The 19,834-nt window shown below is 39.1% G+C and carries 19 protein-coding genes and 2 riboswitches; of the genes, 15 read left to right on the top strand and 4 right to left on the bottom strand.

Annotation, left to right across the window (positions count from 1 at the left end):
• Positions 1 to 85 precede the first annotated feature (85 nt).
• A complete protein-coding gene (locus tag ACWM35_RS02835) occupies positions 86 to 1,099 on the top strand; it encodes a 2-oxoacid:acceptor oxidoreductase family protein (RefSeq protein ID WP_454815272.1) in 1,014 nt (337 codons plus the stop codon).
• The gene (locus tag ACWM35_RS02830; RefSeq protein WP_454815270.1) at positions 1,099 to 3,393 is read left to right on the top strand and encodes a thiamine pyrophosphate-dependent enzyme; all 2,295 of its coding nucleotides are present in this window, start codon (positions 1,099 to 1,101) and stop codon (positions 3,391 to 3,393) included. Before ACWM35_RS02835 ends, ACWM35_RS02830 begins: the two co-directional genes overlap by 1 nt.
• A gap of 45 nt (positions 3,394 to 3,438) precedes the next feature.
• Here ACWM35_RS02830 and mtnK read toward each other — a convergent pair whose 3' ends face one another.
• The gene (gene mtnK, locus ACWM35_RS02825; protein ID WP_454815268.1) at positions 3,439 to 4,623 is read right to left on the bottom strand and encodes an S-methyl-5-thioribose kinase; all 1,185 of its coding nucleotides are present in this window, start codon (positions 4,621 to 4,623) and stop codon (positions 3,439 to 3,441) included.
• A gap of 106 nt (positions 4,624 to 4,729) precedes the next feature.
• A riboswitch (SAM riboswitch) is annotated at positions 4,730 to 4,889 on the bottom strand.
• Positions 4,890 to 4,966: 77 nt separating this feature from the next.
• Positions 4,967 to 5,752 carry a carbon-nitrogen family hydrolase gene (locus ACWM35_RS02820; protein ID WP_454815266.1) on the bottom strand — a complete coding sequence of 262 codons (786 nt, stop codon included), beginning with the start codon at positions 5,750 to 5,752 and terminating at the stop codon, positions 4,967 to 4,969.
• A gap of 110 nt (positions 5,753 to 5,862) precedes the next feature.
• Between ACWM35_RS02820 and ACWM35_RS02815 the strand changes: the two genes are divergently transcribed.
• From ACWM35_RS02815 to ACWM35_RS02770, 10 genes are all read left to right on the top strand, one after another.
• The gene (locus tag ACWM35_RS02815; protein WP_454815264.1) at positions 5,863 to 7,041 is read left to right on the top strand and encodes an aminotransferase class I/II-fold pyridoxal phosphate-dependent enzyme; all 1,179 of its coding nucleotides are present in this window, start codon (positions 5,863 to 5,865) and stop codon (positions 7,039 to 7,041) included.
• A 75-nt stretch (positions 7,042 to 7,116) separates the two neighbouring features.
• Positions 7,117 to 7,227: riboswitch (SAM riboswitch) on the top strand.
• 205 nt (positions 7,228 to 7,432) lie between these two features.
• Entirely contained in the window at positions 7,433 to 8,644 is a 1,212-nt protein-coding gene (gene mtnW / locus ACWM35_RS02810; RefSeq protein WP_454815262.1) for a 2,3-diketo-5-methylthiopentyl-1-phosphate enolase, read from the top strand.
• A complete protein-coding gene (locus tag ACWM35_RS02805) occupies positions 8,645 to 9,319 on the top strand; it encodes a 2-hydroxy-3-keto-5-methylthiopentenyl-1-phosphate phosphatase (RefSeq protein WP_454815260.1) in 675 nt (224 codons plus the stop codon).
• Positions 9,313 to 9,942, top strand: coding sequence for a methylthioribulose 1-phosphate dehydratase (locus ACWM35_RS02800; RefSeq protein ID WP_454815258.1), 630 nt, complete (start codon positions 9,313 to 9,315; stop codon positions 9,940 to 9,942). The genes ACWM35_RS02805 and ACWM35_RS02800 overlap by 7 nt, the downstream gene beginning before the upstream one ends.
• Positions 9,943 to 9,965: 23 nt before the next feature.
• Positions 9,966 to 10,499, top strand: a complete 534-nt coding sequence (locus ACWM35_RS02795) for a 1,2-dihydroxy-3-keto-5-methylthiopentene dioxygenase (protein ID WP_454815256.1) — start codon at positions 9,966 to 9,968, stop codon at positions 10,497 to 10,499.
• A gap of 219 nt (positions 10,500 to 10,718) precedes the next feature.
• Positions 10,719 to 10,961, top strand: a complete 243-nt coding sequence (locus ACWM35_RS02790) for an aspartyl-phosphate phosphatase Spo0E family protein (RefSeq protein ID WP_454815254.1) — start codon at positions 10,719 to 10,721, stop codon at positions 10,959 to 10,961.
• A gap of 504 nt (positions 10,962 to 11,465) precedes the next feature.
• Positions 11,466 to 12,293 carry an electron transfer flavoprotein subunit beta/FixA family protein gene (locus ACWM35_RS02785; RefSeq protein ID WP_454815253.1) on the top strand — a complete coding sequence of 276 codons (828 nt, stop codon included), beginning with the start codon at positions 11,466 to 11,468 and terminating at the stop codon, positions 12,291 to 12,293.
• Between the two features lie 33 nt (positions 12,294 to 12,326).
• Complete coding sequence (locus ACWM35_RS02780; RefSeq protein ID WP_454815251.1) at positions 12,327 to 13,367, top strand: electron transfer flavoprotein subunit alpha/FixB family protein; 1,041 nt, start codon at positions 12,327 to 12,329, stop codon at positions 13,365 to 13,367.
• The gene (locus ACWM35_RS02775) at positions 13,351 to 14,646 is read left to right on the top strand and encodes an FAD-dependent oxidoreductase (RefSeq protein WP_454815249.1); all 1,296 of its coding nucleotides are present in this window, start codon (positions 13,351 to 13,353) and stop codon (positions 14,644 to 14,646) included. Before ACWM35_RS02780 ends, ACWM35_RS02775 begins: the two co-directional genes overlap by 17 nt.
• A complete protein-coding gene (locus tag ACWM35_RS02770) occupies positions 14,646 to 14,930 on the top strand; it encodes a ferredoxin family protein (protein WP_454815247.1) in 285 nt (94 codons plus the stop codon). The genes ACWM35_RS02775 and ACWM35_RS02770 overlap by 1 nt, the downstream gene beginning before the upstream one ends.
• Positions 14,931 to 15,053: 123 nt before the next feature.
• On the opposite strand, the gene ACWM35_RS02765 is transcribed toward ACWM35_RS02770, so the two are convergent.
• Positions 15,054 to 15,398, bottom strand: a complete 345-nt coding sequence (locus tag ACWM35_RS02765; protein ID WP_454815245.1) for a hypothetical protein — start codon at positions 15,396 to 15,398, stop codon at positions 15,054 to 15,056.
• Between the two features lie 218 nt (positions 15,399 to 15,616).
• On the opposite strand from ACWM35_RS02765, the gene ACWM35_RS02760 reads away from it, so the two are divergent.
• Positions 15,617 to 16,138 carry a hemerythrin domain-containing protein gene (locus ACWM35_RS02760; protein WP_454815243.1) on the top strand — a complete coding sequence of 174 codons (522 nt, stop codon included), beginning with the start codon at positions 15,617 to 15,619 and terminating at the stop codon, positions 16,136 to 16,138.
• Between the two features lie 21 nt (positions 16,139 to 16,159).
• Here the strand turns inward: ACWM35_RS02760 and ACWM35_RS02755 are convergent, their stop codons facing one another.
• Complete coding sequence (locus ACWM35_RS02755) at positions 16,160 to 17,398, bottom strand: MFS transporter (protein WP_454815241.1); 1,239 nt, start codon at positions 17,396 to 17,398, stop codon at positions 16,160 to 16,162.
• Positions 17,399 to 17,566: 168 nt separating this feature from the next.
• Here ACWM35_RS02755 and ACWM35_RS02750 point away from each other — a divergent pair, with 168 nt between their 5' ends.
• Positions 17,567 to 18,007, top strand: a complete 441-nt coding sequence (locus ACWM35_RS02750; RefSeq protein WP_454815239.1) for a MarR family winged helix-turn-helix transcriptional regulator — start codon at positions 17,567 to 17,569, stop codon at positions 18,005 to 18,007.
• 95 nt (positions 18,008 to 18,102) lie between these two features.
• Positions 18,103 to 19,797 carry a M3 family oligoendopeptidase gene (locus tag ACWM35_RS02745; protein ID WP_454815237.1) on the top strand — a complete coding sequence of 565 codons (1,695 nt, stop codon included), beginning with the start codon at positions 18,103 to 18,105 and terminating at the stop codon, positions 19,795 to 19,797.
• Positions 19,798 to 19,834 lie beyond the last annotated feature (37 nt).

Here is a 19,834-nt window from a genome sequence, read left to right as displayed (position 1 = left end):
GAAAGTTTTATGTATTTAATTTGTATTTTATTTGTATTTTATTTGAACGAGCAGTAGTTTTGCTATCTATATGGGGAGGGATAGTATGTCGAAATTACCGAAAAAAAATGACCTTGGATTTTTTGAAATCCGCTTAGAATCCATTGGTGGCTTAGGAGCCAATCTGGCTGGAAAAATGCTTGCTGAAGCGGGAGTATTAGGTTTAGGACTAAACGGTTCTAATTTTTCGTCCTATGGATCTGAGAAAAAGGGATCACCGGTAAAGAGTTTTATTCGCTTTTGTGATGCAGATGTAGAAATAAGAGATCATAGCCCGATTGAGCAGCCGCATGTAATTGGCGTTTTTCATGAAGCACTCTATAAAACGGTAGATGTTGTAAGCGGTTTGAATGCGGATGGCATTGCATTGGTCAACTCTTCAAGAGAATTTGATGAAGTCAAGACCGATTTGCAGCTTGAATACGGTACACTTGCGATTGTCGATGCGTTAACAATTGCAGTTGAGGAAAAAACAAAGGTAAATACAGCGATGCTTGGTGCCTTATACCGAATTTGTGATTTTCTAGATCCGGATTCAATGCGAAATGTCATTCGCAAAACTTTTGAAAAGAAATACCCTCATCTAGTTGAACCAAATATTCGTACGTTTGACCGAGGTTACAATGAAGTTCAATTTAAAAGATACGAAGTTCCTGTAGATGCTGAGGGGAAAAGCTTCACAAGAACGGTACCACAATTAGGTTATTTAACCCAGGAAATTGGCGGAGTAATGACTGCACAGGCAAATAGTATTTTAAAAGATTTAAGTGGATCACGACAAGGATTCCTGCCAGAGTTCAGTCAAGAAAAATGTATTCATTGTGCGGCATGTGACAATGTATGTCCGGATTATTGTTTTGTTTGGGAAGAAGGCGAAGACAAGCGCGGAAGAAAGCAAATGTTTCTTAAGGGAATTGATTATCAATACTGTAAGGGTTGCTTAAAATGCGTTGAGGCATGTCCTACCGATGCGCTAGGAGATCTGCGTGAAATGATTGGGTATGCGGATGCGAACCGGGTAAAGCAAAACTTTCCTTATGTAACAGGAGGTAGTTTCTAATGGCTATTTTGGAAGATAAATTAACAAGTCAGAGAGTTGCTGAACAACTTTCAACCTTTGAATCCGGAAATGAAATGGCTGCGATGGCAGCTGCTCAAATTAATTATCATATCATGGGGTATTTTCCAATCACGCCATCTACGGAAGTTGCTCAATTTTTAGATCAAATGAAAGCACGTGGCGAGCATGATATAAAATTGATTCCGGCGGATGGAGAGCATGGCTCTGCAGGAATTTGCTACGGTGCAGCAGCAACTGGTGCCCGTGTATTTAACGCGACAAGCGCAAATGGTCTTTTATATATGATTGAACAGCTGCCAGTTCAAGCTGGAACTCGCTTTCCAATGGTTATGAACCTAGTTACCCGGGCTGTTAGTGGGCCGCTTGATATTAGAGGAGATCATTCTGACCTTTATTTTGCATTAAATACTGGGTGGGTTATTTTAACGGCAAGAACTCCTCAAGCTGTTTATGATATGAATATCATGGCATTGAAAATTGCCGAGCATTCAAAAGTGCGACTCCCAGTTATTGTTGCTTATGACGGGTTCTTTACTTCCCATCAAAAGCGGAGAGTAGAGTATTTCAAGGATCGCAGCATTGTTCAGCAATTTGTTGGTGAATGTCCAACCGATTACCATTTTGCTAGAGATCCGAAGAAACCTGTTACGATTGGCGCTCATATGAATGGTGACGATCTCATGAACAATCATTTTCAGCAGTCAGAAGCAATTTACGCAGCTGGTGAAGTATATAAAGAGGTTGCAGCAGAATATGCACGTATTTCAGGGCGTGAGTTTCCAGTACTTGATTTATATCAAATGGATGATGCTGAAGTCGCATTGTTCCTATTAAATTCTGCCGCTGAATCAGCTAAAGATGTAGTTGATCAGCTTCGGGCGAAAGGAATAAAAGCGGGGGTAATTAGTCCAAATATTATTCGTCCATTCCCTGCCAAGGAAATCCGTGAAGCTCTTAAAAATGTAAAAGCATTATTAGTGGGGGAACGTGCAGATTCTTATGGTGCAAATGGACCGAATTTAACACATGAAGTCAAATCAGCGCTTCAAGATGATCGTGAAAATCAAACAATCGTTTTAAGCCGCGTCTTTGGACTTGGCGGTAAGGACTTTTACGCAAGTGATGCACTAAACTTCTTTGAAATGGCGATCTCAGCAATGGATAAAGGCTGCGCTGATAAACCATTTGATTATTATGGCCATATACCAGGGAATCCGGACAACATTCTTAAACCGGTCATTACTCCACAACATGGCGATGTCTATAAATCGGGATTAATTGAAGTGAAAATGGATGAAGAAATGAACAGGTTAAAGGTAAAGATCCCGCCATTACGAGCACTCACAACTAAACCAAAGCGGATTGCCTCTGGACATGGTGCATGTCCTGGCTGCGGAATTTTTGCGGGATTGGAATTGTTCTTTAAAGGGATTGAGGGAGATATCGTTACACTATTTCAAACAGGCTGTGCTTATGTGACAACGACCTCTTACCCGCATAGTTCACATAAGCAAACGATGATTCACAACCTGTTTCAAAACGGTGCCGCTACTTTGTCAGGTACACTCGAAGCATTTCTTGAGCTGAAACGCCGTGGAGAAATTGAAGTATCGGATGATGCAACCTTTGTGATGATTACTGGCGATGGTGGAATGGATATCGGTATGGGTTCTGCGATTGGAACGGCTCTACGTGGACACAAATTGATCATGCTTGAGTATGATAATGAAGGTTACATGAATACGGGTTCGCAAATGTCCTATTCTACTCCACTCGGTCATATGACGAGTACATCTGGAGTAGGGAAAATGCAAAAAGGGAAGTCCTTCCATCATAAGGATACGGCACAAATAATGGCAGCTACCAATATTCCTTATGTCTTTACTGGAGCAGAAGCGTTCCCACAAGATTTAATTAAAAAAGGTGCAAAGGCACAATGGTATGCACAAAACGTTGGGACCGTCTATGGGAAAATTCTTATTACCTGCCCGTTAAACTGGAAGTCTGAGGATCGTTATGGTGCAACGATATTGGAGGCAGCTGTCAATTCCTGTTTCTTCCCGCTTTATGAGGTTGAACAAGGGGTAACGACGATTACCTATGATCCAGAGGCAAAGAACAAACGTATCCCTATTTCTGACTGGTTAAAATACATGGGTAAAACAAAACATCTTCTCAAGGAAGAAAATAAACCAATCCTAGAAGAATTTGAAGCAGAAGTAGAAAATAGATGGCAACGCCTTAAAGCAAAACATGAAAATCCATTTTTGTAATGTAAACAGGAAAAAAGCAATCATGATGATTGCTTTTTTCCTGTTTTATAGCAGACTTTTAATTGTATTCAAAAGAGTTTCAAGATCATTCAGCTTTTTTCTTTGTTTAATCAGTACTTTTCCAAGTTCAAGGGTTTTCTGCTTTGCAGCTAAGCGGAAACTATCGTCATCAATGTGGTCTAGATCTGCAACATGGGCAAGACCAATCGTTCGACGGATTAACTCGCAGCCCGCAAAGCCAACGGCATCTTCAAAATACTTAGACAGAACATGGTTTAAAAATAAATTGGATTTTGACAGTAAGTCCTTATTTTCTGACACCCAAAGGCTGGAGAATTGTTTTTCAAAAACAGTCCAGAAATTCTCAACATGATGGACAAATACCTCACTTTTTTCATGATTTACAATCACCTGAAAAAGAAGATTAGCAAATACTTGTCCAATGTCAAAACCTGCTGGTCCATAAAAAGCAAATTCTGGATCAATGACCTTTGTCTCTTGGTTATCGGCAAAAACACTACCAGTATGCAAATCACCATGTAGAAGGGCTTCCGCTTCTGTTAAAAAGCTCTTTCTTAAAACAGCAACATGAAACTTTAAATCTTCATCATGCCAAATCGCTTCGACATCTTGGCGTAATCCTTCTTCAAATTCATTTGTTTCTGCATCAAAATAAGGGTCCGAGAAAATTAAGTCCTCCGTAATATGGCATAGGTCTGGATTAATAAACTTTGCAACTTGCTCTTTTTTTAGTTCCGGACCTAATGCATAATCTGAGGTATAGAAAAGTACTTTGGCTAGAAACTCCCCTAGATCCTTTGAGAGTAATGGATAAGTCTCACCATTAATAAAACCTGTTCGTGCAATGGTTAAATGGGATAGATCTTCCATAATTGTAATCGCTAACACATCATTGGTGAAATACACTTCTGGAACAAGATCGGGAACAATATGACCAAACACCTTCAAGGCATCGGCTTCAATTTTTGCTCTTTTTAAAGTAAGAGGCCAGCTTTCTCCCACTACCTTTGCATATGGAAGTGCTTGTTTGATAATTATGCCTTTACCACTTTTGCTTTCGACGATATGAAAGACAAGATTGAGGTTTCCGTCGCCAATTTCAGTGCATGTAAGGTCTGGGTTTTCATCAAACAACTTTAACGATATTGCTAGCTGGATTGCATCGTTTTCCGTTAATGGTTTATAGATTTCTTGATTAAGTGTCTGCAACTGTATTCCTCCTTGGTATAGGGAGGCCTGTTTATGCTGTTTTGTTAGCATGAAAAAGCCTCTTTCTTAAATCTGAAAGAGGCTAGAAGACAAATGTACTTCGCACCTCTTATCTCTCAGAAAGAATTTCCTTCTGTTGGAATTAGCACCGTGCCTTAAAGGGTAACATCCCAGCGCCTATTTGTACGCGCCCCATTTCACAATGGAATTACGGTCGGTTGCTGGGCTTCAAAGGGCCAAATCCCTCAGCCAGCTCATGATAAGAGAAAATGTAATTTTCAATTTTTTCAGTATGATAAAAATGATAACAGGATGTTAAATAAACTGTCAATAATTTTAATGATTATTTATAAAATTCTGGTTTTCGATCGGCAAAAATAGGAATTTGCTTTCGAACATTTTTTACAAGTTCTAAGTTAAGCTCTGCTGATAATATTTCTTCGTTGCTCCCAGCTTCTGCGATTACTTCCCCCCATGGGTCAATGATCATAGAATGTCCAGCAAATATATTATTGGGATCTTTTCCGGCACGATTACATGCAATAACGAAACATTGATTTTCAATGGCGCGAGCAATTAGCAATGCACGCCAGTGTGCTAAACGTGATTTAGGCCATTCCGCTACAACAAAAAGAACCTCCGCTCCCTGTTCCGTATGGGCCCGAATCCATTCCGGAAAGCGAATATCATAACAGATGACTCCCGCAAAAAGATGATTCTCTAATTCGAACAAGCCTTTTTCCGTTCCTGCTTCAAGGTATAGATGTTCATCCATCAGTTTAAAGAGATGTAGTTTACTATATTGATGGATTAGCTCTCCTTTTTTGTTGATGATAAGGAGGGTATTTTTTACCCCGTTTTCACCTCTGTTAGCTATGGACCCACCAACAAAATGTACCTGATATTTTTGTGCTAAACGTTTTAAAAAAGTGATAGAGTCCTGTCCATCCTTATCAGCAATTTCATCCAGTCGTGTTAAATCGTATCCTGTTGTCCATAATTCGGGCAGCACAATAATATCTGGAGTTTCCATCATGGCTCGGTCAATCAAACGTTCTGCTAATTGATAATTCTTACTTGGTTCACCAAAGCAAATATCCATTTGCAGGCAGGTTATTTTTAATTTCAAAAATGTTCACCCCATTGTAAATTTTGAGAAATTTTTCTTTACAAGCTTTTATAAAAGTTATATCATTTGTGACTAGAATTTCAACATAAAAAAATGAATGGGGTGAGACCATGAAACAATATCCACCATCAGAGCGATTAAAAAGTCTTCCAGACCAGTTTTTTGCTTCACTCGTGAAAAATGTGGGTCAATCGATTGCTGCAGGTCATGATGTGATTAATTTAGGACAAGGTAATCCTGATCAGCCTACTCCGGAACATATCGTGAGAAAATTGCAAGAGGCTGCAACTAATCCCGTTAATCATAAATATTCACCGTTTCAAGGACATCATTATTTAAAACAAGCTATTGCCGATTTTTATTTTAGAGAATACGGTGTTAACCTGGATCCCCATACAGAAGTGGCGATTTTATTTGGCGGTAAAGCTGGATTAGTAGAAATTCCTCAATGCTTATTAAATCCTGGTGATACTATTCTCGTCCCAGATCCAGGATATCCAGATTATTTATCAGGTGTTGCCCTAGCAAAAGCTGAGATGGTAACAATGCCGCTGCGAGAAAATAATCATTTTTTACCCGATTATAACGAAATACCAATAGATGACTTAGAAAAGGCAAAATTAATGTTCCTTAACTATCCAAATAATCCAACAGGGGCAACGGCGACGAAGGAATTTTTTGAAGAAACGGTTCTGCTTGCCAGCAAAAATAATCTTTGTGTGGTCCATGATTTTGCATATGGGGCAATTGGTTTCGATGATAAAAAACCACTGAGCTTTTTGCAAATTGAAGGAGCAAAAGAGGTTGGGATTGAAATCTACACCTTATCAAAAACCTACAATATGGCAGGATGGCGAGTTGGATTTGCTTTAGGGAATGAAAGTGTCATCTCGGCAATTGAGCTTTTGCAAGACCATCTTTATTGCAGTCTTTTTGGGGGAATCCAAGAGGCTGCTGCCGCGGCACTAAACGGTCCACAGAGATGTGTCAATGAATTAAATGAGTTATATGAGCGAAGAAGAAATGTGTTGATACAAGGTCTTCGATCCTTAGGATGGGATGTTAAGGCGCCAAAAGGATCATTTTTTGCTTGGCTAAAGGTTCCTGAGGAATTTTCCTCGGCTGAATTTGCTGATCTTCTTCTTAAGGAAGCACATATAGCGGTTGCACCTGGCATTGGCTTCGGGGAATTGGGTGAAGGCTATGTCCGAGTTGGACTCCTAACATCCGAAGAAAGACTTGAAGAAGCAGTCAGAAGAATCGGCACTTTAAAAATTTTTAAAAAATAGATTGACAAACATTTTATTCTTGGAATAATCTTAAATAAAGTTTAACAACATGGAAATGTATAATATACGATCGTTTTCTTATCAAGAGCAGGCGGAGGGAAAAGCCCTATGAAGCCCGGCAACCGACTTAATTTTTGTGTTAAGCACGGTGCTAATTCTTGCAGCGATGATGCTGAAAGATGAGAAGATGTTAGTAAGTGACACTAACCTCTTCTTTTTTGAAGAGGTTTTTTTATACGTTAAGAAGGTATAAAATTTTAGCAAAGAAGATATTTCGACGTAGTTAAAATTTTTAGGAATTAAGTATAAGTGCAACTAGGCAATCGCCTGCGCCTTACGGCTTGGCGCTAGCCAAGTTTTCTTTACGTTTTTGGAAAAAGGAAGTGTTTGAATGACGGAACTAATTGCAACTTATGTGGTAAATGACGAAAAATATCCGGAAAAAAAAGCAGAGGAAATTGCTTTAGGTTTAACTGTTGGTTCGTGGACGAACTTACCTGAGCTTGAGCAAAGTCAACTTCGGAAGCATAAAGGCCGGGTGGTTTCCATTGAAGGAAATACATCTGAATTGGGAGAACAATCGCTAATTCGAATTGCCTACCCAACAATCAATTTTTCAAATGATTTACCTGCTATTTTAACAACTGTATTTGGAAAGCTGTCATTGGATGGGAAAATCAAATTATTAGATTTGAAGTTTGAGCAGGAATTAAAAAGCCATTTACCTGGTCCTAGATTTGGTATCGAGGGACTGAGGGAGAAAATTGGTGTATTTAATCGACCGCTGTTAATGAGTATTTTTAAAGGGATTCTTGGGAAGGATCTTTCTTTCTTAACCGAGCAGCTTAAGCAACAAGCCCTCGGTGGTGTTGATTTTGTAAAAGATGATGAAATTCTCTTTGAAAATGAATTGACTCCATTTGAAAAAAGAATTTCTGCCGGAAAAATAGTTCTTGAAGAAGTATTTGAGCAAACTGGACAGCGCACTTTATATGCAGTCAACCTAACCGGAAGAACATCACAGCTGAAGGAGAAAGCTAAACGTGCTGCGGAGCTTGGTGCTGATTTACTATTATTCAATGTTTTTTCATATGGATTGGATGTTCTGCAAGAATTGCGAGAGGAGGATGAAATCAGTCTGCCAATTATGGCCCATCCCGCAGTTAGTGGGGCTTTAACCTCATCCTCTCAGTACGGATTATCTCATTCGTTATTACTCGGGAAGCTACTCCGTTATGCAGGTGCTGATTTATCGTTATTCCCATCCCCATACGGAACTGTAGCATTAGAGAAAGCACAAGCTTTGTCAATTGCCAAGGAATTAACAAGAGAAGATGTCTTTAAAAGGGCATTTCCAGTTCCGTCTGCAGGTATACATCCCGGATTAGTCTCATTATTAATACGTGATTTTGGGGTGGATTCTGTCATAAATGCAGGTGGAGGGGTACATGGCCACCCAGATGGTGCTCGCGGTGGCGGTCTTGCCTTCCGTCAAGCAATTGATGTAAGTCTTCAAGGGAAAAGCTTAGCCAGCGGAGCTGAAAGTTATTCCGAACTTAATAAAGCTCTTCAGTTGTGGGGCAATGCTGAGGTGACAATCTAAATGAGTAAGCCTGTCATTTACTGTGATTTTGATGGAACCATCACAGAAAGCGATAATATCATTGCCATAATGAAAAAATTTGCACCCCCAAATTGGGAAGAAATCAAGGATCGAATCCTTGCCCGAGAAATTTCAATTAGTGAAGGAGTAGGGCAGCTTTTTGCGGCATTACCAAGCAGCAAAAGAGATGAAATCACAAGCTTTGTGATTGAAAATGCCAAAATTCGTGAAGGATTTGCGGAGTTTGTTGATTTTGTTCGGTCCGAACAGATTCCACTTTATATTGTCAGCGGAGGAATTGATTTCTTTGTTTATCCCATTCTTGAGAGATATGGTCCGTTTGAAGGGATTTACTGTAATGAAGCCGATTTTTCAGGAGAAACCATCAAGATTCTTTGGCCGTATGATTGTGACTCAGGCTGCGAAAATAAATGCGGCTGCTGCAAACCAAGTATTATTCGAAATTTATCTCAGAATGAAGACCATTATAAAATAGTCATCGGTGATTCCGTAACAGATCTGGAGGCAGCTCGTCTAGCAGACTTTGTCTTAGCAAGAGATTTACTCGAGGAAAAATGTGCGGAGTGGGAAATAAACTATCAGGGATTTACAAGCTTTTTTGAATGTATAGAAGCGATAAAAACTAGGATTGGGGTGAAGAAGCTATCATGTTAAAGGAGAAATGGCTAGAATTAGCGGATGTTAAGGATGAATTATCTGAACGGGATTGGTTCATGGGAACGAGCGGAAATCTAGCAATTAAAGTAAGTGATGCACCGATTCAATTTCTTGTGACAGCGAGTGGCAAGGATAAGCGTAAACGAACCAATGAGGATTTTGTCTTGGTGGACGAGTTTGGGCATGCCGTTGAAGAAAGTAATCTGAAGCCTTCTGCAGAAACGCTTCTTCACGTTGAAATTTACCGTAAGACCAATGCCGGCTGCAGTCTCCATGTCCATACAATTGATAATAATGTCATTTCAGAGGTATATGGTGATCATGGTGAAGTCACCTTTAAAGGACAAGAGCTAATAAAAGCATTTGATAAGTGGGAAGAAGACGCGGTGCTCACGATTCCTATCATCAAAAATTATGCTCATATTCCGACTCTTGCAAGTGCTTTTTCAGAACATATAAAAGGTGATACAGGAGCTGTTTTAATTCGCAATCATGGAATTACCGTTTGGGGCAGAAATGCTTTTGAAGCGAAAAAAATCCTAGAGGCCTCGGAGTTTTTATTCCGGTACCAGTTACGCCTTCTAGAGCATAAACCATATCAATTATTTAAAGTAGTATAATAATCAAAGGAGAGAAGACTCATATGGCCAATATTACATTTCAAACTAGGAAAGAACAAATCAATAATCAAGAAGCGGTAGTAAGTTTTTTAAACAGTCAAGAAGTCATCTATGAAAAATGGGATATCACTAAATTGCCGCAGGAATTGGTAGAAAAGTATCTTTTAAGTGACGAGGAAAAACAGGCTATCTTAAATGCCTTCAAAGTGGAAATCGCTAATATTTCCGAAAGACGGGGCTATAAAGCTCAAGATGTGATTTCATTATCTGAAAACACTCCCAATCTAGATGTTTTACTGACCAATTTCAAAAATGAGCACCACCATACAGATGATGAAGTTCGATTCATTGTAAGCGGACACGGTGTATTTGTCATTCAAGGGAAAGATGGCGAATTCTTTGAAGTGCATCTTGAACCAGGTGATTTAATTTCTGTTCCAGAAAACACTAGGCACTATTTTACACTTGAGGAAGATCGAAAGGTTGTTGCTGTCCGGATTTTTGTTACGACAGAGGGCTGGGTACCAATTTACGAAAAAGAAGAAGTAACACCATAACGAAGAAAACTGGCTGCAAAAGTGCAAGCCAGTTTTTTGTGTTACTTAGAAAATAGAATAGGAAGAAGTAGAGATGATATACAAGAAAAATGTCGAAAAATGCTTGTTTTGTCTACTTTTGCGAAAGTATTTACTTTTACCTAAAATCTTGTCATAATTCTTCAAGTAATCTATTTTTTAGTAATTTAATGTAAAAGAGTAAGGAGTAGGTGGAGAAAATTGGATACGTATGGTAATAATCCTTTTGAAATGCTAGAGGCAATTAAAGTCAAAAGGGAAATGATGATTGAATGTGCGAACCTTAATGGTTTCACTTGTGAAGAAACTATCAAATACAGTCAGGAACTTGATGTTTTAATAAATGAATACCAAAAAGCTTCAAAAGAATTTACCAAATCAAAAGAAGAAGTGAAAATTGCATTTAAGCAAATGATCCTGATTTGGCCAAAGGTATGTGTATAAACCTAAGTAGAATTCCATTGCACAAGTTATCGTCGCTAAGATGAAGGCCTTAAAATTACTCTATTTACCTCATAAAAAGTGCTGCTAAAAGGCCTTCTAAGCATATTTTGAAAGACCCTTCCCCTGTGAAAGAGCAGAAAGAACACTCCTAACTTTTACCACAATTATATCAGTCCTAACACTTCTTAAATTAACAGTCCTAATATATCTACAAGTTTAGACAGATACTGTGATTTTTATCATTGTATATATTTGAATATTTCATATAGTTGAATTAGTGCTGCAACATGGAATATTCTCTCTCTTAACTAAAACCACGACAACCTCTTCTACTTCTAGAGTAACATCCTTATTAAATTTATCAATTATAACAGAAAACGATCAATGTTTGGTCATATGCTTGTGTTGCGATTCATATATCGTAATAAAAAGCATTTTTAATAACCAAGTAAAGAAAGCGTTTTACCTTTTTACTTAAAAAATCTGGAGGAGGGAAAGTCCTACATGCACATTGTCGTATGTGTCAAACAAGTTCCCGATACAAAAATTATTAAAATCAATCCAAAAACAAACACACTCGACCGTCGCAGCGCACCTGCCATTTTGAATCCTTACGATGCGCATGCCGTCCAGGAAGCTGTAAAGATTAAAGAAAAAACCGGCGGTACTATTTCCGTATTATCAATGGGGCCGCCACAGGCTACAGCGGTAATTAAGAAGAGCGTTGAGATTGGTGCTGACAGAGGCTATTTAATTACGGATCGTGCCTTTGCTGGAGCAGATACGCTTGCAACAAGCTATGCCCTATCGAAGGCATTGGAGAGAATCAACAAGGAGCTTCCTGTTGATATGATAATTTGTGGGAAACACGCGATTGACGGTGATACTGGACAGGTTGGACCAGGAATCGCCAGGAGGATGGATATTCCCCCAGTTACCAATGTTATTGATGTATCAGAAGTGAATTTAGAAGAGAAGACAGTGTTAATAAAACGTAAATTATCCAATGGTTATGAATTGATTCAAGCCGAAATGCCATGTTTATTAACGGTCGAAAAAGAAATAAATGCGATCGAGTACTCACCAATGCCAAATATGATTAAAGCCGCAAGGTATGAACCCGTCATTTGGGCTGTCAGCGATCTTGAAAATGTTGATCGCACTCAGCTAGGACTCAAAGGGTCGCCGACCATTGTCGGAAAGATGTTTACACCGCCGCGTCCAGAAGGCGGGAAAAAAATAGAGGGATCGGCGGATGAGCAAGTTAAACAGCTGATGGAAATCCTGATGGAGAAAAAAGACGTATTAGCCATTCAAACATCTAACCAATAAAGAACATACCTTTTGACGTGGGGAGGGGTTTACATGAATTTTGAAGAATACCGTGGAGTCTGGGTTTTCATCGAACAAAATAACGGAAAAGTTGAAGGAGTATCACTTGAGCTTTTGGGTGCAGGCCGGAAGCTAGCAGATAAACTACAAGTTCCTTTAGCAGGATTTTTATTAGGAAGCGAAATAAAACCATTAGCCAATCAAGTGATTGCTTATGGTGCTGATGAAGTTTATTTAGTGGATCACCCCGTTTTAAAACTATATCGGACAGAGTCCTATATGAAGGGCGTTATGAAGCTTGTTGAAACCTATAAACCGGAAATTATTTTATATGGAGCAACACCGAATGGAAAAGACTTAGCGAGTGCCGTTGCTACTGACTTAGCAACAGGTTTAACAGCGGATACAACGATGCTTGATGTGGACTTGGATAAACGATTGCTAGAAGCGAGCCGCCCAGCTTTTGGTGGTAATATCATGGCGACCATCCTTTGTAAAAAACATCGTCCACAAATGGCAACGGTTCGACCAAAGGTAATGAAAGCTCTTGAACCTGATGCGGGTAGAAGTGGGAAGATTATTGAAGAAAGCATTGATTTAAAGGAAGAAGATATGCGGACAAAAGTGCTGCAAATTGTGAATGACGTAACAAAAAAGGCAAATTTAGCTGATGCCCATGTTATCGTGTGTGGCGGCAAAGGCATGGGGGATGTCCAAAACTTTGAAATTCTTTATGAACTAGCGGATTGTATAGGTGCAACAGTTGGCGGAACACGGGATGTTGTCGAAGCGGGCTGGCTCCCGCATGAGCTCCAAATTGGCCAGACTGGTGAAACCGTTACTCCAAAAATTTATTTCGCAATCGCCTTATCAGGAGCCATCCAACATGTAGTAGGAATGAAAAACTCAGAGTTAATCATCGCCATTAATAAGGATCCTAACGCACCAATCTTTGATGTTGCAACATATGGAATTGTAGGGGATGCAATGGAAATTGTCCCGAAGTTAATCGAGCAATTTAAGCAGCTGCGAAACGAAAAAGGCGGTGAAGTAAGCTATGCGAGAAAAATTTGATGTAATTGTCGTTGGAGCAGGTCCAGCAGGCACAGCCTGTGCGCTCGTTTGTGCTCAAAGCGGCTTAAATGTATTGCTGATTGAAAGAGGCGAGTATCCAGGAAGTAAAAACGTTATGGGTGGTGTTTTGTACCGCAAACAAATGGAAGAACTGATTCCTGAATTTTGGAAGGAAGCACCACTTGAGCGACCTGTTATTGAACAACGGTTCTGGATGATGGACAAAGAATCTGTCCTTCAATTTGGTTATAAAGGACTTGAATGGGGAGTAGAGCCTTATAATAACTTTACCGTTTTAAGGGCACAGTTTGACCAATGGTTTGCGCAAAAAGCAGTAGCAGCTGGTGCTTTGCTTATTAACGAAACGGTGGTTACGGAGTGTATAGTGGAGAATGGCAAGGTTGTTGGTGTTCGGACCGATCGTCCAGATGGTGAAGTGTATGCAGATGTCGTGGTTCTAGCCGATGGAGTAAACTCGCTGCTTTCCAAGCAATTAGGCTTTCATAAGGAATTCCGTCCGGATGAGGTAGCCCTAACCGTAATGGAAGTTATTAATCTTCCAAAAGAGAAAATAAATGACCGCTTTAACTTGGAAGAAAATCAAGGCTGTACGATAGAAATCTTTGGAGATTCCACAAAAGGGAATCTTGGAACTGCGTTTCTTTATACGAATAAAGATAGCTTGAATATTGGGGTAGGCACAACCCTTTCTAGTATGATTAATGCGAAGATGAAGCCGTATGAGCTTTTGGATTATTTAAAAACTCATCCAATGGTTCGCCCCCTTATCGCAGGCGGTGAATCGGCTGAATATCTTGCCCACCTCATTCCAGAAGGGGGTTACAGGTCTGTGCCAAAGGTTGCCGGGAACGGTGTTGTTGTCGTCGGAGACGCAGCCCAGTTAGTTAATGCGATTCATCGAGAGGGATCAAACATGGCGATGGCATCAGGCAAAATGGCCGCAGAAACCGTTATTGAGGCTAAGTTCCGCGGGGATTTTTCTGAATCTAGTTTAAATCTCTACCGGGAGAAGTTATATGATAGCTTTATTATTAAAGATTTAGAGAAATATAAAGATGCGGCGCACACATTTGAAAAATATCCACAATATTTTAAGGAATATGTTCCGATGATGAACAAAGCGGCCAGCAAGTTCTTTACGGTTGATGGAACCCCAAAACGTGATAAGCAGAAGCAAATTATGAAGAGTGTAACAGCTGAACGAGGAACGATTAAAGTATTGCAAGATATTTATCGTGCTTGGAAGGCGGTGAAATAATGTCAACGAAGAATATCGAAGAAAAACAGTATCTTCTTCGCTTTAAGGCAGACACGAAGTCACATTTAACGGTAATGGACCATGATATTTGTATGACAAAATGCCCTGATAAAATTTGTACGGTGTTCTGTCCCGCTGAGGTTTATAAATGGGAAGGCCTAAGAATGCAGGTTGGTTATGAAGGCTGCCATGAATGCGGCAGCTGCCGCATTGGATGTCCCTATCAGAATATCAAATGGGAATATCCAAAAGGAGGTCATGGAATTGTCTTTAGATTAGCATAAGAAAAGGTGCTGTTGCAAAATAAGCAACAGCATCTTTTTCTTTTATATATAACGACATATGTATGTTATTTCACAAGTGAGAATAAAAAGAAGGTGAAGCGGAAGGTAAGTATATTTTGGGGATTAGCTTATTTTCTCTTGTAGGCTTAATGAGGAAAGGTTATCAAGTTTGCTTGATTTCACGAACGAACTAGCTAAATGATTGGCAGAATCCATGGACTCCATTGCTTGAGAACAATAGAATGGTCTTCGCCAATTAAAATCACCTTCGCAATCGGCAGGATAAATACTCACTTTCCAGTGGTAATAGATTTTTGGCTGAGGGAGCTGTACCCCTTCGACGGCAATTAGCCAATGCGTCGGTGAATCATAGTGAAAAAGCTCGGATTCCTGAAGTGATGCTAGGTCATTTACACCAATAGGAATTAGTGCCTTTTGATAAAAATCGTGATAATTAGGGGTTTTCATAATTTTTAGCCCTCCCTTATTACTTCTATCTATATTATATGAAAGTTTCTTAGTTTTTTTGAGTATAAATGTTAAAATTTTTTGAAAATTTTAACAAGCTATTTTGTCTTGTTGATAAAATGCCTTTTTTCTTGCAATATGTGACTGGTGTCACAACAAAAGAGAAACTTAACTTTTATACTAATAACAACAATAAACACAAAGAGGTGTAGTTAGAGATGAGTGGTTGCATGAGTGCTTTTGGAGGTATGCCTCCAGCAGACCTTTGTAAAGGATTGAAGCAATTAAAGGAAGAACATCCGCCATTATTAGTCCAATTAGATGGACTATATAAATTAACGCAGGAAATTGAACAACATGATGAGGTGGAAAGAAGTTTTGCTGAATTAATCATTCAGGTGACAAAATTTAAGGATGATCTTGACCCACATTCTGACAGGGAAGAGGGGGTTCTTTTTCCAATGATGGGAGTATATATTGGAACAACTTCTGGTCCGATTGCCGTAATGGAATACGAACATGACCAAGCGAAATCCCATATTGGAGAATTCTTGTCAAAGGCTGACAGCAGTCAAGCGATAGAAGAAATGAAAAATTTAGCTGTATTAATTAAAAATGCCTACTTCATTCTAACTGAGCATTTTGCTAAAGAAGAAAATGTGCTTTTCCCGATGGCAGAAAGAATGCTTTCAGATGAAGAGAAGGAAGAATTATATCAAAAAATTCAAGAGATAAAGTAAAGGATGGGATGCCCCATCCTTTTAATTATTCCATTCCCTTAATTTTTGGTCACTTGGTAACAGGTAGGCGGTTAATCCCAGTAATGGCAGGAATCCAAGTAACGATACCATTGAGGATAAACCAATTAAGTCAGCTATGTAACCGAGTCCAACGGAACCAATGGCGCCCATACCAAAGGCAAGTCCGACCGTTAATCCTGACATGGTTCCAATTTTTCCAGGAACAAGCTCTTGTGCATAGACAACGGTAACCGAAAAACTTGTCATCAAAATAAAACCGGTTAATGTAAGAAGAATAAATGTGACCATTGCCGGTACAAATGGAATGAGGATTGAAAAAGGGACCGTTAATAGCATCGAAATGAAAATAACCTTTTTCTTCCCAAAACGATCGGCAAGAGGACCACCAAAAAAGGTCCCTACCGCACCGGCTACTAAAAAGGCAAATAAGAAAAGCTGTGATTCTTTAATAGAAAGCGAATATTCTTTAATGCCATAAAAAGCATAGAAATTAGTCATTCCTGAAATATACCATGATCGAGCGAATATAAGGAGCAAGATTAACCATAATGTTTGCTTTACTTTTTTTGAAAGGACATTTTTTTGTTTTTGGTTCACACTCTCTTTTTTCTTTAGTAACAATCCATCTGGTGCTTTTAGTCTCTTATTATACCAATTTGCGATATAAATTAATAATATTACTGCCAGTGCAGCAACAATAGAAAACCAAGAAGCACCCCTTTGTCCTAGAGGGACAAGAATGAGTGCGGTAATCAGTGGAGCAAGTGCCTGACCCGTGTTACCGCCAACTTGATAGATTGATTGGGCCAGCCCTCTTCTTGTACCCGCCGCCATATAGGCCACTCTTGAACCTTCTGGGTGAAAGACAGCTGATCCAAGCCCAATAAAGAGCACTGAGATAACAATGAACTCAAAGCTTGGAGCAAAGGCTAAGCCTAGAACCCCGCCCAGCGTGAAGGTAAGGCCTATGGGCAAGGCATAGGGCATTGGTTTTTTATCTGTGATAATACCTATTACCGGCTGCATGACCGAGGATACAATATTTAAGGAGAAGGCAATCATACCAAGCTGGGTGAAGGAAAGTCCCATTGATTTTTCTAATACCGGAAACATTGCAGGAATGACTGATTGAATGGCATCATTGAGTAGATGACATATCCCTATGATGAAGAGTATATTGTACATCGTTGTTTCCGATGTGTTTTTTAGCTTCGCAGCTAAAACAGCAGGTTGACTCAAAATCCTCACCTCATGTATTTTTGGATATAATTTGTGAATAGTCACAATTATATCACTATTCCTAGCTGGTGGAAAAAAATACTGTTTTCATATGTAAATTGACACAAAACTAAAAGAGATTTATAATAATCTTGAAGCTGAGATAATTTTATAAAGGATGTAGTTTTTATGGATAATGAGTCATTGTCTCAATCATTGAAGTTATTTATTGTCCTCTCAAGGGCTTACAAAGCGATTAATGAGCATGTTAATAAAGTTATTCAGACAAGTGGGTTAAATCCAACAGAATTTGCTGTTTTAGAGCTTCTATACCACAAAGGCGACCAACCAATGCAGCAAATTGGCGGAAAAATCTTGCTTGCAAGCGGCAGTATCACGTACGTGGTAGATAAACTTGAACAAAAAGGCTTGCTAATAAGAATTGCTTGTCCAAACGACAGACGTGTTACGTATGCTCAAATTACGGATAAAGGGAAAAGTTTTATTCAAGAAATTTTTCCGGAACATGCCCAGCAAATCCATCGTTTAATGTCGAGCTTAACAGATGAGGAAAAACTGGAAGCGATTGAATTATTAAAAAAATTAGGATTGCCAGCAGGAAAATTTTAATACGGCTTTTTGCCGTATTTTTTTTGTGTAAAAGGAATATGAATCACTAGTGTAGAAATCATATAATTGGTAATCAAGAAAAGGGGGCTAATCTGATGAGTTTTGAAAATTTTACATACGTACGTCCAGAGTTAGAAGAAGTAAAGAAAAACTTCGAGGCTGTTCTGGGCCGATTTGAGAGTGCAGCATCAGTAGAGGAACAGAGTCTTGCCATGAATGAAATAAATGAAATCAGGAACAATCTGGGGACAATGTTCAATCTATGTTATATACGTCATTCTATTGACACAAATGATGAGTTCTACAAAGCTGAACAAGACTATATGGACGAACTCCAGCCAGAGGTTGAAGGCTTAGTGACAAAGTATTATCAAGCACTTGTTAATTCTAAGTTTCGCTACCAATTAGAAACAAGGTGGGGCAAGCAACTATTTGCCCTTGCAGAAGGTCAAATTAAGACATTTAAACCAGAGATTGTTCCATTGCTTCAAAAGGAAAATCGCTTATCCACAGAATACACAAAGCTGATCGCTTCTGCCAAAATTGACTTTGAAGGCGAAGAAAGAACTTTAGCTCAATTAGAGCCGTTCACTGAATCGACCGATAGAAATATGAGAAAAAGAGCAAATGAAGTAAAGTTTGCTTTTTTAGCTGAGCATGAAACTGAGCTTGATCGCATTTATGATGAGCTTGTAAAAGTTAGAACAAAAATTGCGCAAACACTTGGGTATAAAAACTTTGTTGAACTCGGCTATTATCGGATGATGAGAACAGATTATAATGCCGAAATGGTTGCAAAATTTCGTCAGCAGGTGAAGGATTTCATCGTCCCGATTGCGACAAAGCTAAAGAAGCGTCAACAAGAACGAATTGGTGTTCAACAATTAAAGTATTATGATGAAGGCTTCAATTATCAAACAGGTAATGCTGCTCCGAAAGGCAGTCCAGAATGGATCATTGAAAATGGACAAAAGATGTATGAAGACCTTTCAACAGAAACGGGCGAATTTTTCAAGTTTATGCAAGAAAATAACTTAATGGACCTTGTTGCGAAAAAAGGGAAAGCAGGCGGTGGATATTGTACGTACATTGAGGATTTCAAAGCCCCATTTATTTTTTCTAACTTCAATGGAACATCTGGCGATATTGATGTACTGACACACGAAGCAGGCCATGCTTTCCAAGTTTATTCGAGCCGTCATTTTGAAATTCCAGAGTATTATTGGCCAACGTACGAAGCGTGCGAAATACATTCGATGAGTATGGAATTCTTTACATGGCCATGGATGGAGCTTTTCTTCAAGGAAGATACCGATAAATACAAGTTTTCTCATTTAAGCGATGCTCTATTATTCCTTCCTTATGGAGTTTCCGTCGATGAATTCCAGCACTGGGTTTATGAAAATCCTGAAGCGACTCCAGAAGAGAGAAAATCGCAGTGGCGTAAAATTGAGAAAAAGTATTTGCCGCATAAAGATTACGATGGAAACTCGTATTTGGAAAAGGGCGGATTCTGGCAGCGCCAAGGTCATATTTATAATTCACCTTTCTATTATATCGACTACACACTAGCTCAAATTTGTGCTTTCCAATTTTGGAAACGCGGAAGAGAGAATCAAGAAGAAGCATGGGCCGATTATGTAAAGCTTTGTAAACTAGGTGGCAGTATGTCATTCACAAACCTCGTGAAAGCTGCTAATTTAATTTCACCATTTGAGGATGGCTGTGTTGAATCAGTTGTCGGTGAAATTGAAGCATGGCTAAACTCAGTTGAAGATCAAAAATTATAAAGTAATAAAAGCGAAGCTTAAGAGCTTCGCTTTTATT

The sequence above is a fragment of the Neobacillus sp. K501 genome (assembly GCF_053749995.1).
Note: the sequence above shows the minus strand (reverse complement) of the source record. Positions and strands in the feature narration are given on the sequence as shown.